Origin of the sequence: Citrobacter sp. TBCS-14 (genome assembly GCF_005280805.1) — a bacterium.
Lineage (GTDB): Bacteria > Pseudomonadota > Gammaproteobacteria > Enterobacterales > Enterobacteriaceae > Citrobacter > Citrobacter gillenii.
In genome coordinates this window covers 109,013-122,353 of record NZ_SZWM01001345.1, presented here as the reverse complement: position 1 = coordinate 122,353, position 13,341 = coordinate 109,013, and the positions used below count along the sequence as shown (strand labels likewise).

14 protein-coding genes and 1 pseudogene are annotated in these 13,341 nt (G+C 54.3%); 13 read left to right on the top strand and 2 right to left on the bottom strand.

Going from position 1 to position 13,341, the window contains the following annotated elements:
- Positions 1-89: 89 nt before the first annotated feature.
- Positions 90-1,193, top strand: a complete 1,104-nt coding sequence (locus FDX22_RS28335) for a branched-chain amino acid ABC transporter substrate-binding protein (RefSeq protein ID WP_138140553.1) — start codon at positions 90-92, stop codon at positions 1,191-1,193.
- 86 nt (positions 1,194-1,279) lie between these two features.
- Here FDX22_RS28335 and panM read toward each other — a convergent pair whose 3' ends face one another.
- Positions 1,280-1,663, bottom strand: a complete 384-nt coding sequence (gene panM / locus FDX22_RS28330) for an aspartate 1-decarboxylase autocleavage activator PanM (RefSeq protein ID WP_115257270.1) — start codon at positions 1,661-1,663, stop codon at positions 1,280-1,282.
- 424 nt (positions 1,664-2,087) lie between these two features.
- Between panM and livK the strand changes: the two genes are divergently transcribed.
- The 12 genes and pseudogenes from livK to ugpQ all read left to right on the top strand — a co-directional run bounded on the left by livK (position 2,088) and on the right by ugpQ (position 12,815).
- Positions 2,088-3,197: a high-affinity branched-chain amino acid ABC transporter substrate-binding protein LivK gene (gene livK / locus FDX22_RS28325; RefSeq protein WP_115257271.1), complete on the top strand. Its 1,110-nt coding sequence runs from the start codon at positions 2,088-2,090 to the stop codon at positions 3,195-3,197.
- A gap of 47 nt (positions 3,198-3,244) precedes the next feature.
- Positions 3,245-4,171 (top strand): high-affinity branched-chain amino acid ABC transporter permease LivH, encoded by a 927-nt coding sequence (livH, locus tag FDX22_RS28320; RefSeq protein WP_096759229.1) that lies wholly within the window; start codon positions 3,245-3,247, stop codon positions 4,169-4,171.
- Positions 4,168-5,448 (top strand): branched chain amino acid ABC transporter permease LivM, encoded by a 1,281-nt coding sequence (gene livM, locus FDX22_RS28315; RefSeq protein ID WP_096759230.1) that lies wholly within the window; start codon positions 4,168-4,170, stop codon positions 5,446-5,448. Before livH ends, livM begins: the two co-directional genes overlap by 4 nt.
- Positions 5,445-6,212 carry a high-affinity branched-chain amino acid ABC transporter ATP-binding protein LivG gene (livG, locus tag FDX22_RS28310; protein ID WP_096759231.1) on the top strand — a complete coding sequence of 256 codons (768 nt, stop codon included), beginning with the start codon at positions 5,445-5,447 and terminating at the stop codon, positions 6,210-6,212. The genes livM and livG overlap by 4 nt, the downstream gene beginning before the upstream one ends.
- A 17-nt stretch (positions 6,213-6,229) precedes the next feature.
- The gene (livF, locus tag FDX22_RS28305; protein WP_146718205.1) at positions 6,230-6,943 is read left to right on the top strand and encodes a high-affinity branched-chain amino acid ABC transporter ATP-binding protein LivF; all 714 of its coding nucleotides are present in this window, start codon (positions 6,230-6,232) and stop codon (positions 6,941-6,943) included.
- Positions 6,944-7,042: 99 nt separating this feature from the next.
- The gene (locus FDX22_RS28300; protein ID WP_115257272.1) at positions 7,043-7,324 is read left to right on the top strand and encodes a hypothetical protein; all 282 of its coding nucleotides are present in this window, start codon (positions 7,043-7,045) and stop codon (positions 7,322-7,324) included.
- Positions 7,325-7,344: 20 nt separating this feature from the next.
- A pseudogene (locus FDX22_RS28295) lies at positions 7,345-7,614 on the top strand (dTDP-glucose pyrophosphorylase); the annotation flags it as partial.
- A gap of 243 nt (positions 7,615-7,857) precedes the next feature.
- A complete protein-coding gene (ugpB, locus tag FDX22_RS28290; protein WP_146718106.1) occupies positions 7,858-9,174 on the top strand; it encodes a sn-glycerol-3-phosphate ABC transporter substrate-binding protein UgpB in 1,317 nt (438 codons plus the stop codon).
- Between the two features lie 99 nt (positions 9,175-9,273).
- Positions 9,274-10,161, top strand: coding sequence for a sn-glycerol-3-phosphate ABC transporter permease UgpA (gene ugpA, locus FDX22_RS28285; protein WP_096759234.1), 888 nt, complete (start codon positions 9,274-9,276; stop codon positions 10,159-10,161).
- Complete coding sequence (gene ugpE / locus FDX22_RS28280; RefSeq protein WP_146718105.1) at positions 10,158-11,003, top strand: sn-glycerol-3-phosphate ABC transporter permease UgpE; 846 nt, start codon at positions 10,158-10,160, stop codon at positions 11,001-11,003. Before ugpA ends, ugpE begins: the two co-directional genes overlap by 4 nt.
- Position 11,004: 1 nt before the next feature.
- Positions 11,005-12,075: a sn-glycerol-3-phosphate import ATP-binding protein UgpC gene (locus tag FDX22_RS28275; RefSeq protein WP_115257275.1), complete on the top strand. Its 1,071-nt coding sequence runs from the start codon at positions 11,005-11,007 to the stop codon at positions 12,073-12,075.
- Positions 12,072-12,815 (top strand): glycerophosphodiester phosphodiesterase, encoded by a 744-nt coding sequence (gene ugpQ / locus FDX22_RS28270; RefSeq protein WP_115257276.1) that lies wholly within the window; start codon positions 12,072-12,074, stop codon positions 12,813-12,815. Before FDX22_RS28275 ends, ugpQ begins: the two co-directional genes overlap by 4 nt.
- Here ugpQ and FDX22_RS28265 read toward each other — a convergent pair.
- Positions 12,812-13,255, bottom strand: a complete 444-nt coding sequence (locus FDX22_RS28265; protein ID WP_115257277.1) for a DUF2756 family protein — start codon at positions 13,253-13,255, stop codon at positions 12,812-12,814. The two genes, ugpQ and FDX22_RS28265, sit on opposite strands and share 4 nt — an antisense overlap.
- Positions 13,256-13,341 lie beyond the last annotated feature (86 nt).

Genomic DNA, 13,341 nt, shown 5'->3' with positions numbered 1-13,341 from the left:
AGCACGGGTAGCTATCCAATAATCGAAATAAAGTGCTGAACAACAACATCACAACACACGTAATAACCACAATAATGGGGATTGTCAGGATGAATATGAAGGGTAAAGCGTTATTGGCAGGATGTATCGCCCTGTCTTTGAGCAATATGGCCTTTGCTAAGGATATTAAAGTTGCCGTCGTCGGCGCGATGTCGGGTCCGGTGGCGCAGTATGGCGACCAGGAGTTTACCGGTGCAGAACAGGCGATTGCAGACATTAACGCCAAAGGCGGCGTGAAGGGTGACAAGCTGGTCGTGGTGAAATACGACGATGCCTGTGACCCGAAACAGGCGGTAGCGGTTGCCAACAAAGTGGTTAACGACGGGATTAAATACGTTATCGGTCACCTGTGCTCGTCTTCTACTCAGCCCGCGTCAGATATCTATGAAGACGAAGGCATTCTGATGATCACCCCGGCGGCAACCGCGCCGGAACTGACCGCGCGTGGCTATAATCTGGTGATGCGTACCACTGGCCTGGACTCTGATCAGGGGCCAACCGCCGCGAAATATATTGTTGAAAAAGTGAAGCCGAAACGCATTGCCATCGTTCACGACAAGCAGCAGTACGGCGAAGGTCTGGCGCGCTCTGTGCAAGACAACCTGAAGAAAGCGAATGCTGATGTGGTGTTCTTTGACGGTATCACCGCCGGTGAGAAAGACTTCTCCACCCTGGTGGCGCGTCTGAAGAAAGATAACATCGACTTTGTTTACTACGGTGGCTACCACCCGGAAATGGGGCAGATCCTGCGTCAGGCGCGTGCTGCTGGCCTGAAAACCCAGTTTATGGGACCAGAAGGGGTGGCGAACGTGTCGCTGTCTAACATCGCCGGTGAATCTGCGGAAGGCTTACTGGTGACCAAGCCGAAGAACTATGACCAGGTTCCGGCGAACAAACCGATCGTGGATGCCATCAAGGCCAAGAAACAGGATCCAAGCGGCGCGTTTGTGTGGACCACCTACGCTGCGCTGCAATCATTGCAGGCTGGTCTGAACCATTCCGACGATCCGGCTGAAATTGCTAAATACCTGAAAGCAAACTCTGTTGAAACCGTGATGGGGCCGCTGTCATGGGATGCGAAGGGTGACCTGAAAGGCTTCGAGTTCGGCGTGTTTGATTGGCATGCTAACGGTACGGCTACAGACGCTAAGTGAGTAACTGCCCGGTGGCGCTTTGCTTACCGGGCCTACAACGAGCACTTCATAGGCCGGATAAGCGTCAGCGCCATCCGGCTTTTTTATTACCGTTTCTCCCAGCCATCCGCCTGTGTGCTAAACCCTAATGCCTGCATAAATGCGGCCATCACGCCGCGGTCTTCCACGCCTACATCTGCCATCCACCATGAACTCACGTCAGGGTTTTCGCGGATCACTTCTTCGATCAAATACTGCCCGACGCCGCGACGGCGGGTGATTTCGCGTATGCGTAAGGAATCCAGCGCGCCTTGCGTACCGCTCAGGGTGACGCGTACTGCGCCTAACAGGCGCTCATTAAACCGCGCAGCATAGATCCGGTGAGCGTCATCGACGCGTAGAGATGAGGCGGAATATTCCGGCCAGATTTTGCCCAGATCAATGTTGTCCTGAGCACTAAAGTTTTCTAAACGAATGATGGTCAGCTTCATTGACAGCGTGTCCAAATCACAAAAGATGAAATCAGTGTACCGAAATAATTCCCCCGGACGCTTTCTCTTTTTTATGTGAATAACCAGGTGATTAATTTTATAACAACGATAATTACAGTTTGAAACATTAGGCATTGAAAAACAGGCAGGATATTACCCTAGGATGCAGCATTTTATTCCGCTCTTTGTGCCATTATTTTATGCTGACAAACGTGCTTTTTTTTGTTTATCTATAGTGAAAAGCAGAATATTATCTTTTCTTAATCGACTGAAAAATAGAGATTTTAGCGGTAATTTGCTTAAAAAACTGTGCTAAACCATTAATCAGACTGGTAAAAATAGTACAGTTCAAAAAAAGCACAGTCTGCTTTTTAACCATATAAATACAAAATAAATACACAACATCACGAATGGGGATTCAGGAATGAAAAGGAATGCGAAGACAATCATCGCAGGGGTAATCGCACTGGCAATGTCGCACACGGCTATGGCGGAGGAGATCAAAGTCGCTGTGGTCGGGGCAATGTCAGGTCCGGTCGCGCAGTGGGGCGATATGGAATTCAATGGCGCGCGTCAGGCGATTAAAGATATTAATGCCAAAGGTGGCATCAAAGGCGACAAGCTGGTGGGCGTGGAATATGACGACGCCTGCGATCCAAAACAGGCGGTGGCCGTGGCGAATAAAATCGTTAACGACGGCATTCAGTATGTGATTGGTCACCTGTGCTCATCGTCGACTCAACCTGCATCCGACATCTACGAAGATGAAGGCATCCTGATGATTTCCCCGGGTGCCACCAACCCGGAACTGACGCAGCGCGGTTATGCGCACATCATGCGTACGGCCGGTCTGGACTCCTCTCAGGGACCCACCGCGGCGAAATATATTCTTGAGACGGTTAAGCCTCAGCGTATTGCCATCCTCCATGATAAGCAGCAGTACGGTGAAGGACTGGCGCGCTCGGTACAAGACAGCCTGAAAGCGGGCAAAGCCAATATCGTCTTCTTTGATGGGATCACTGCCGGAGAAAAAGATTTTTCTGCGCTGATTGCCCGTCTGAAGAAAGAAAACATCGACTTCGTTTATTACGGCGGCTACTACCCGGAAATGGGACAAATGCTGCGTCAGGCACGCTCTGTGGGCCTGAAAACGCAGTTTATGGGACCAGAAGGCGTGGGTAATGCGTCACTGTCCAACATCGCGGGCGAGGCAGGCGAAGGCATGCTGGTGACCATGCCAAAACGCTATGACCAGGATCCGGCGAATAAGGCTATCGTCGATGCGCTCAAAGCGGACAAGAAAGATCCGACCGGACCATATGTGTGGATCACCTACGCCGCTGTGCAGTCGCTGGCAACCGCTTTGGATCGCAGCGGCAGCAAAGAACCGCTGGATCTGGTGAAAGATTTAAAAGCACACGGGGCTGATACCGTGATTGGGCCGCTGAATTGGGATGAAAAAGGCGATCTAAAGGGATTTGAGTTTGGTGTCTTCCAGTGGCACGCCGACGGGTCGTCCTCGGTAGCCAAATAATTATCCCACCGCCCGGTGATGCCGGGCGGGTATGAAAAGGTTTGCATATGTCCGAGCAGTTCCTCTATTTCTTACAGCAGATGTTTAACGGCGTCACGCTGGGAAGCACCTACGCGCTGATCGCTATCGGTTACACGATGGTGTACGGCATTATCGGCATGATCAACTTCGCCCACGGCGAGGTGTATATGATCGGCAGCTATGTCTCCTTTATGATCATCGCTGCGCTAATGATGATGGGTATTGATACCAGCTGGCTGCTGGTAGCGGCCGGATTCGTCGGCGCTATCGTGATTGCCAGCGCCTACGGCTGGAGTATTGAACGCGTGGCATACCGGCCCGTGCGCAGCTCCAAGCGCCTGATTGCGCTGATTTCCGCCATCGGGATGTCCATCTTCCTGCAAAACTACGTCAGCCTGACCGAAGGCTCGCGCGACGTGGCGCTGCCCAGCCTGTTTAACGGCCAGTGGACCATCGGCAGTAGCGAAAACTTCTCTGCCTCCATTACGACCATGCAGGCGGTTATCTGGGTTGTGACCTTTGTAGCCATGCTGGCGCTGACGATTTTCATCCGCTACTCGCGTATGGGCCGTGCGTGTCGCGCCTGTGCAGAAGATCTGAAAATGGCCAGCCTGCTCGGTATTAACACTGACCGCGTGATTGCGCTGACTTTTGTGATCGGTGCGGCGATGGCGGCAGTGGCGGGCGTGCTGCTCGGCCAGTTCTACGGCGTTATCAACCCGTATATCGGCTTTATGGCCGGGATGAAAGCCTTTACCGCCGCCGTACTGGGTGGCATCGGTAGCATCCCTGGGGCGATGATTGGCGGTCTGATTCTGGGTGTAGCGGAAGCGCTTTCCTCTGCGTATCTGAGTACGGAATACAAAGACGTGGTGTCGTTTGCACTGCTGATTATCGTGCTGCTGGTGATGCCGACCGGTATTCTGGGTCGCCCGGAGGTAGAGAAAGTATGAAACCAATGCACGTTGCGATGGCGCTGCTCTCTGCCGCCATGTTTTTCATCCTCGCGGGTGTCTTTATGGGCGTTCAGTTAGAGCTGGATGGCACCAAGCTGGTCGTTGATGTCGCCAGTGATATTCGCTGGCAGTGGGTGTTTATCGGCACCGGAGTCGTTTTTCTGTTCCAACTGCTGCGCCCGGCTTTCCAGCACAGCATGAAGCGAGTTTCCGGCCCGAAGTTTATTCTGCCGGCGATTGACGGCTCCACCGTCAAACAAAAACTGTTCCTGGTGGCGCTGCTGGTGATTGCCGTAGCGTGGCCGTTTATGGTCTCACGCGGCACGGTCGATATCGCCACCCTGACGATGATCTATATCATCCTCGGTCTGGGCTTGAACGTGGTGGTGGGGCTGTCTGGTCTGTTGGTGCTGGGCTACGGAGGTTTTTATGCTATCGGTGCTTACACCTTCGCGCTGTTGAACCACTATTACGGTCTCGGTTTCTGGACCTGCCTGCCGCTGGCAGGCCTGGTCTCTGCGGCAGCGGGTTTCCTGCTCGGCTTCCCGGTACTGCGTCTGCGCGGTGACTATCTGGCGATTGTGACCTTAGGTTTTGGTGAGATCGTCCGTATTCTGTTGCTGAACAATACTGAAGTGACCGGTGGCCCGAACGGCATCAGCCAGATCCCGAAACCGACTCTCTTCGGTCTCGAGTTCAGCCGTAGCGCCCGCGAAGGCGGCTGGGATACCTTCAGCAACTTCTTCGGCGTGAAGTATGACCCGTCTGACCGTGTGATTTTCCTCTATCTGGTGGCGTTGCTGCTGGTGGTTTTCTCACTGTTCGTCATTAACCGCCTGCTGCGTATGCCGCTGGGCCGCGCGTGGGAAGCCTTGCGTGAAGATGAAATCGCCTGCCGCTCGCTGGGTTTAAACCCAACACGTATCAAGCTGACCGCCTTTACCATCAGTGCCGCGTTTGCCGGCTTTGCCGGCACGCTGTTTGCTGCGCGTCAGGGCTTCGTTAGTCCGGAGTCTTTCACTTTTGCCGAATCGGCCTTCGTACTGGCGATTGTAGTCCTCGGTGGCATGGGGTCGCAGTTTGCGGTGATCCTGGCGGCCATCCTGCTGGTGGTGTCACGCGAACTGATGCGTGATTTCAATGAATACAGCATGTTGATGCTCGGTGGTTTGATGGTACTGATGATGATCTGGCGCCCACAGGGGCTTCTGCCGATGACCCGTCCACAGTTGAAGTTGAAAAACGGGCAAGCGAAAGAAGGAGAGCAGGCATGAGTCAGCCATTATTATCCGTGAACGGCCTGATGATGCGCTTCGGCGGTCTGCTGGCGGTCAACAACGTTGAACTGGAACTGAGGCCACAGGAAATTGTCTCGTTAATCGGGCCAAACGGTGCGGGTAAAACCACAGTTTTCAACTGTCTGACCGGTTTTTACAAGCCGACGGGTGGGACGATCAAGCTGCGCGATCAGCATCTGGAAGGGCTGCCGGGCCAGCAAATTGCCCGCATGGGCGTGGTGCGCACCTTCCAGCACGTGCGTCTGTTCCGCGAGATGACGGTGATTGAAAACCTGCTGGTGGCGCAACACCAACAGCTGAAAACCGGTGTCTTCTCCGGATTGCTGAAAACCCCGTCTTTCCGTCGTGCCCAGAGCGAAGCACTGGACCGTGCTGCCACCTGGCTTGAGCGTATCGGTCTGCTGGAACACGCCAACCGTCAGGCCAGTAACCTGGCCTATGGTGACCAGCGTCGTCTGGAGATTGCTCGTTGCATGGTGACCCAGCCGGAAATCCTGATGCTCGACGAACCTGCCGCGGGGCTCAACCCGAAAGAGACTAAAGAGCTGGATGAGCTGATTGCTGAGCTGCGTAATCATCACAACACTTCAATCTTGTTGATTGAACATGACATGAAGCTGGTGATGGGGATTTCAGACCGTATCTACGTGGTGAACCAGGGCACGCCGCTGGCAAACGGGACGCCGGAACAGATTCGTAATAACCCGGATGTCATCCGCGCCTATTTAGGTGAAGCATAATGGGGGCGAGCCAAAAGATGGATAAAGCGATGTTAACGTTTGACAAGGTGAACGCCCACTACGGAAAGATCCAGGCGCTGCACGACGTCAGTCTGTATATCAATCAGGGTGAGATCGTGACGTTAATCGGTGCCAACGGTGCGGGTAAAACCACGCTGCTCGGCACATTGTGCGGCGATCCGCGAGCGACCAGCGGGCGCATTGTTTTTGATGGTAAAGACATCACCGACTGGCAGACGGCGAAAATCATGCGTGAAGCGGTGGCGATTGTCCCGGAAGGGCGTCGCGTGTTTTCGCGCATGACGGTGGAAGAGAACCTGGCAATGGGTGGCTTCTTTGTTGAACGCAACCAGTTTCAGGAACGTATCAAGTGGGTGTATGACCTGTTCCCACGCCTGCATGAGCGTCGTATTCAGCGGGCGGGCACCATGTCCGGCGGTGAACAGCAGATGCTGGCGATTGGCCGCGCGCTGATGAGCCAGCCACGTCTGCTGCTGCTTGATGAACCATCTCTGGGGTTGGCGCCGATTATCATCCAGCAGATCTTTAACACCATCGAACAGCTGCGTGAGCAGGGGATGACCATCTTCCTCGTCGAGCAGAACGCCAATCAGGCGCTGAAGCTCGCCGATCGCGGCTACGTGCTGGAAAACGGTCATGTGGTTCTGGAGGACACCGGCGATGCGCTGCTGGCCAACGAAGCGGTGCGCAGCGCCTATCTGGGCGGGTAATATTTCTTGAAATAGACCAGGGGCCGATGTGGCCCCTTTTTATTGCTCCATGTTATTATTGAGAATAATTATCAATAATAAAATGAACAAGGAGAAAGGATGCGACGTTCTGGCACCTGCATGATGATTGGAAGTCTGTTTTTGGCGCTCTCATCCAGCGCTCAGGCATTGAAGCCGCAAACGTTCGACCCGCGCGATCCCGCTATCTGGGAAGAAAAAACCACCAATCCGTTAGCACAATCCAACTCGCCCTGCGAAGTATTCACCAGCTCGGTGTGCCCGAGTTGGGAAGATGAAAAATCGGATATCCAGCGTGAGCGTGAGCGGCGGGAGCAGCAGCGTTTACAGAATGAGTACGAACGACGCTGGCGTAGAGATTAAGGCCGGCAACGCTGTTGCTTGCCGTTACGCCAGTTGCGCTGCTGCATTCCTCTGTAGGAGTGCTCCAGCAGGTCGATCTGCGCAATCTGCCGGTGGAAGTCTGTGGTCGCGTGGTTTATCCCATCTCTTCGCTGAAACTTCCTGCGTTACGGGGAAAACGCATCATTAACGCCCAGTCACGCCAACTCAAGTTTCTGGAAAGCCTGGTGGCGATATCTCCGGAAGAAAACATCCATGGTATGCAGATCCTGGGGTTGGCGCTGGAATTTATTTTCGCGCAATCTTCCTGATTTTACTGGACTGATAAAATCCCTCCGTAGGCCGGGTAAGACATCACCACTACCCGGCTTTGTTGTGCACCACCCCGCATTTTCCTGTCACTACGCCTTCACTGCCTTGCCATCTCTCTGTCGCCTTACTATCTTTTTTTTGTAATAAAAAAGTTATTTTTCTGTCATTCGAGCATGTCATGTTACCCCCGCGAGCTTAAAACGCGTGATATCGCGCATCCGGCACAACAAGAGAGATAACCGATGAAATCGTTACGACATACAGCTTTAGGACTGGCAATCAGCCTGGCATTTGCAGGTCAGGCACTGGCCGTCACCACTATCCCGTTCTGGCATTCAATGGAAGGCGAACTGGGTAAAGAAGTTGATTCACTGGCGCAACGTTTTAATGAATCCAATCCCGACTACAAAATCGTTCCGCAGTACAAAGGCAACTATGAGCAGAGCCTGAGCGCGGGGATCGCCGCATTCCGTACCGGTAACGTGCCTGCTCTGCTGCAGGTTTACGAAGTCGGGACGGCAACCATGATGGCCTCAAAGGCAATTAAGCCGGTCTATGAAGTGTTCAAAGAGGCTGGAATTAACTTTGATGAGTCTCAGTTTGTGCCGACGGTTTCCGGTTATTACACCGACTCTAAAACCGGACATTTGCTCTCCCAGCCGTTTAACAGCTCCACCCCGGTGCTGTACTACAACAAAGATGCCTTCAAAAAAGCCGGTTTAGACCCTGAACAGCCGCCAAAAACCTGGCAGGACCTGGCGGAGTACACCGCGAAGTTGAAGGCTGCAGGCATGAAGTGCGGCTATGCCAGCGGCTGGCAGGGGTGGATCCAGATTGAAAACTTTAGTGCCTGGAACGGTTTGCCGGTCGCCACTAAAAACAATGGTTTTGACGGTACCGATGCGGTGCTGGAGTTTAATAAGCCGGAGCAGGTGAAACATATTGCACTGCTGCAAGAGCTAAACAAGAAGGGTGATTTCAGCTACTTCGGGCGCAAAGATGAATCCACCGAGAAGTTTTACAGCGGTGACTGTGCGATTACCACTGCTTCTTCCGGCTCTCTGGCCGACATCCGTCACTATGCGAAATTCAACTATGGCGTCGGTATGATGCCGTACGATGCCGACGTGAAAGGTGCCCCGCAGAACGCGATTATCGGCGGTGCGAGCCTGTGGGTGATGCAGGGTAAAGACAAAGAAACCTACGCTGGCGTGGCGCAGTTCCTTAACTTCCTGGCGAAGCCTGAAATTGCGGCTGAATGGCACCAGAAAACGGGCTATCTGCCGATCACCACCGCCGCCTACGATCTGACCCGCGAACAGGGCTTCTATGACAAGAACCCGGGGGCGGATACCGCCACGCGTCAAATGCTGAACAAGCCACCGTTGCCGTTCACCAAAGGACTGCGCTTGGGCAATATGCCGCAGATCCGCACCATCGTGGATGAGGAACTGGAAAGCGTCTGGACCGGTAAGAAAACCCCACAGCAAGCGTTGGATACCGCCGTTGAGCGCGGCAACCAGTTACTGCGTCGCTTCGAGCAGTCGACCAAATCTTAAGTGTATAAGTGCCTGATGGCGCTGCGCTTATCAGGCCTACAGCGTTTGTAGGCCGGATAAGCGCAGCGCTATCCGGCACCTTCCAGGAAAAGAACTGTCATGTCCTCATCCCGACCGGTGTTCCGCTCGCGCTGGCTACCCTATTTATTGGTGGCCCCGCAGCTGGCTATCACCCTTATTTTCTTTATCTGGCCTGCGGGTGAAGCGCTGTGGTATTCGCTACAAAGCGTCGATCCATTTGGTTTTTCCAGCCAGTTCGTGGGGCTGGATAATTTTGTCGCGCTGTTTCATGACCCGTACTACCTTGATTCGTTCTGGACCACCATCAAGTTCAGTACGTTAGTCACGGTAAGCGGTCTGTTGGTGTCGCTGTTTTTTGCCGCGCTGGTGAATTACGTGGTGCGCGGCAGCCGTTTCTACCAGACGCTGATGCTGCTGCCTTACGCGGTGGCCCCTGCCGTCGCTGCGGTGCTGTGGATCTTTCTGTTTAATCCAGGGCGCGGGTTGATTACGCATTTTCTCGGTGAGTTTGGCTACGACTGGAATCATGCGCAAAATAGCGGCCAGGCCATGTTCCTCGTGGTATTTGCCTCGGTCTGGAAGCAGATTAGTTACAACTTCCTGTTCTTCTTTGCCGCATTACAGTCTATTCCTCGCTCGCTGATAGAAGCCGCCGCGATTGACGGTGCGGGTCCAATCCGGCGCTTCTTCAAGCTGGCGTTGCCGCTGATTGCCCCGGTGAGTTTTTTCCTGCTGGTGGTGAATCTGGTGTACGCCTTCTTTGACACCTTCCCAGTGATTGATGCCGCCACGGCGGGCGGACCGGTGCAGGCGACGACCACGCTGATTTATAAGATCTACCGTGAAGGATTTGTCGGGCTGGATCTGGCGTCTTCCGCTGCACAATCGGTGGTGCTGATGTTCCTCGTTATTATTTTGACCGTGGTGCAGTTCCGCTATGTGGAAAGTAAGGTGCGTTACCAATGATTGAGAACCGTCGCTGGCTGACAATATTCAGCCACACCCTGCTGATTCTGGGGATCATGGTGATCCTGTTCCCGCTGTACGTTGCGTTTGTGGCGGCGACGCTGGACAACCAGGCGGTATATGACACGCCGATGACGCTGGTTCCCGGAACCCATCTGCTGGATAACATGCACACCATCTGGGTCAACGGGGTGGGCGTGAACAGCGCACCATTCTGGTTGATGATGCTCAACAGTTTCATCATGGCGTTCAGCATTACGCTGGGGAAAATCACGGTGTCGATGCTCTCCGCATTCGCCATCGTCTGGTTTCGCTTTCCGCTGCGTAACCTGTTCTTCTGGATGATTTTTATTACGTTGATGCTGCCGGTGGAGGTGCGAATATTCCCGACGGTAGAGGTGATCGCCAACCTGAATATGCTCGACAGCTACGCAGGTCTGACGCTGCCGCTGATGGCATCCGCCACCGCGACATTCCTGTTCCGCCAGTTCTTTATGACCCTGCCAGATGAACTGGTGGAAGCGGCGCGTATTGACGGCGCATCACCGATGCGTTTTTTCCGCGACATCGTGCTGCCGTTGTCAAAAACCAATCTGGCGGCGCTGTTCGTCATCACCTTTATTTACGGCTGGAACCAGTATCTGTGGCCGTTGTTGATTATTACCGACGTGAACCTGGGCACGGCGGTGGCGGGTATCAAAGGCATGATCGCCACCGGTGAAGGTACGACGCAGTGGAACCACGTGATGGCAGCTATGCTGCTAACACTTATCCCTCCGGTAATCATCGTGTTAGCCATGCAGCGCGCGTTTGTGCGTGGCCTGGTCGATAGTGAGAAATAAAATGGCTGGTTTAAAACTACAGGCAGTAACCAAAAGCTGGGACGGTAAAACCCAGGTAATTAAACCGCTGACGCTGGACGTTGCGGACGGGGAGTTTATCGTAATGGTCGGGCCGTCCGGCTGCGGTAAGTCTACGCTGCTGCGCATGGTCGCCGGACTGGAGCGGGTGAGCAGCGGCGATATCTGGATTGAAAATAAGCGCGTCACCGAGATGGAGCCGAAAGATCGCGGTATTGCGATGGTGTTCCAGAATTACGCGCTCTACCCGCATATGAGTGTGGAAGAAAATATGGCCTGGGGGCTGAAAATTCGCGGCATGAGCAAAGCGCACATTGCCGAGCGTGTGAACGATGCCGCGCGTATCCTTGAGCTGAGCGAACTGCTCAAACGTCGCCCACGCGAGCTTTCCGGTGGCCAGCGTCAGCGTGTGGCGATGGGACGGGCGATTGTGCGCGAACCGGCAGTATTCCTGTTTGATGAGCCGCTTTCCAACCTTGATGCCAAGCTGCGCGTGCAGATGCGTCTGGAGTTACAACATTTGCACCGGCGACTGAAAACCACCTCACTTTACGTAACCCACGATCAGGTCGAAGCTATGACCCTTGCCCAGCGGGTACTGGTGATGAACAAAGGCGTCGCCGAACAAATCGGTACGCCGGTTGAGGTGTACGAAAAACCGGCCAGCCGCTTTGTGGCGAGCTTTATCGGCAGCCCGGCCATGAACCTTCTGGACGGGCGTATCAGCGCCACGGGCCATCATTTTGAGCTGGAGAGCGGCATGATGTTGCCCCTCGGCAAGGATTATTCGCGCCATATTGGGCGTAACATGACGCTGGGTATCCGCCCGGAGCATATTGCGCTAAGCTCGCAGGCCGAAGGCGGCGTGCCACAGGTGCTAGACACCCTGGAAATGCTGGGCGCGGATAACCTGGCCCACGGACGCTGGGGCGAGCAGAAACTGGTGGTGCGGCTGGCGCATCAGCATCGCCCGACGGCAGGCAGCACGCTGTGGCTTCATCTGCCCGAAAACCATATGCATCTCTTTGATGGCGAAACAGGACAACGAGTATGAGTAACTGGCCTTATCCCCATATTGTCGCCCATCGTGGTGGCGGTAAACTGGCCCCGGAAAACACGCTGGCGGCAATCGATGTGGGGGCGCGATTCGGGCATACCATGATCGAATTTGACGCGAAATTGTCAAAAGATGGCGAGATCTTCTTACTGCACGACGACAACCTTGAACGCACCAGCAACGGCTGGGGCGTCGCAGGGGAGCTGAACTGGCAGGATCTGCTGCGCGTTGATGCCGGGGGCTGGTTTAGCGGCGAGTTCAAAGGCGAGCCGTTGCCGTTGCTTTCTCAGGTGGCGGACCGCTGCCGTCAGCATCGCATGATGGCCAATATTGAGATTAAACCCACTACGGGTAGCGAGGCACTCACCGGCAGAGCCGTTGCGCTGGCAGCGCGTGAACTCTGGGCTGACATGACGCCGCCGCTGCTGTCATCCTTTGACATTGAGGCTCTTGAAGCTGCACAGCAGGCCGCACCGGAACTGCCGCGCGGGCTGCTGCTTGATGAATGGCGTGACGACTGGCGCGAACTCACGTCGCGGCTGGGCTGCGTTTCTCTTCATCTAAACTATACGCTGCTGGATGAAGCGCGTGTCGATGCGATACGTGATGCCGGGTTACGCATTCTGGTGTACACCGTCAACCGTCCCCAGCGCGCGGCAGAGCTATTGCGCTGGGGGGTGGATTGCATCTGTACCGATGCCATTGATGTCATTGGGCCGGATTTTCAGCCCTATTAAGGCCCAATCGTTTTTAACGGCACGTTAGGCTGCGGCGTGCTGGAGGGCTTAAGCATGTCGCCGTTCTTTTTCTCCGACAGCATTTGCTGCTGTTTATTCAGCGTGCTGTCCGGATTGCGGTTGGTGTTTAGCATCCCACCGTTGTTGTTGGGTAGCATTTGCTGTTGGCTGGTATTCAACTCCCCCGGCTGAGACTGGCGCACGCGCTGGGAATTGGTGTTGATCTGATTTTCCATATGCTGCTGTTGCATGCGCGTCTGCGTCTGCAACTGTTGGTTCAGCATCCCTTTCTGCTGAATTTGCTGTGATTGCATTTGTGTCTGCATCCGCTGCTGACTCGGGATCTGATAACCCGGTTTATTCGGGTTGTTCATGGTGTTGATGGGCTGTGCAAAGCCTGCAAACGGCAATAGCATGGCTAAAATCAAGAGTCGTTTCATCGCTTTTCTCCTCTCGGGGATCTCTTTAGTTTACTCCTTTCTCGCCGTTACGATGGTTATTTCAGAGTTATGCACCAGGCTTAGTG

Bases quoted from the DNA above. Each gene is read 5' to 3' on its own strand.
- panM (WP_115257270.1), bottom strand. From the start codon at position 1,663: ATGAAGCTGACCATCATTCGTTTAGAAAACTTTAGTGCTCAGGACAAC.
- FDX22_RS28335 (WP_138140553.1), top strand. From the start codon at position 90: ATGAATATGAAGGGTAAAGCGTTATTGGCAGGATGTATCGCCCTGTCT.
- livK (WP_115257271.1), top strand. From the start codon at position 2,088: ATGAAAAGGAATGCGAAGACAATCATCGCAGGGGTAATCGCACTGGCA.
- livH (WP_096759229.1), top strand. From the start codon at position 3,245: ATGTCCGAGCAGTTCCTCTATTTCTTACAGCAGATGTTTAACGGCGTC.
- FDX22_RS28265 (WP_115257277.1), bottom strand. From the start codon at position 13,255: ATGAAACGACTCTTGATTTTAGCCATGCTATTGCCGTTTGCAGGCTTT.
- ugpB (WP_146718106.1), top strand. From the start codon at position 7,858: ATGAAATCGTTACGACATACAGCTTTAGGACTGGCAATCAGCCTGGCA.
- ugpA (WP_096759234.1), top strand. From the start codon at position 9,274: ATGTCCTCATCCCGACCGGTGTTCCGCTCGCGCTGGCTACCCTATTTA.
- livM (WP_096759230.1), top strand. From the start codon at position 4,168: ATGAAACCAATGCACGTTGCGATGGCGCTGCTCTCTGCCGCCATGTTT.
- ugpQ (WP_115257276.1), top strand. From the start codon at position 12,072: ATGAGTAACTGGCCTTATCCCCATATTGTCGCCCATCGTGGTGGCGGT.
- FDX22_RS28275 (WP_115257275.1), top strand. From the start codon at position 11,005: ATGGCTGGTTTAAAACTACAGGCAGTAACCAAAAGCTGGGACGGTAAA.
- ugpE (WP_146718105.1), top strand. From the start codon at position 10,158: ATGATTGAGAACCGTCGCTGGCTGACAATATTCAGCCACACCCTGCTG.
- livG (WP_096759231.1), top strand. From the start codon at position 5,445: ATGAGTCAGCCATTATTATCCGTGAACGGCCTGATGATGCGCTTCGGC.
- FDX22_RS28300 (WP_115257272.1), top strand. From the start codon at position 7,043: ATGCGACGTTCTGGCACCTGCATGATGATTGGAAGTCTGTTTTTGGCG.
- livF (WP_146718205.1), top strand. From the start codon at position 6,230: ATGGATAAAGCGATGTTAACGTTTGACAAGGTGAACGCCCACTACGGA.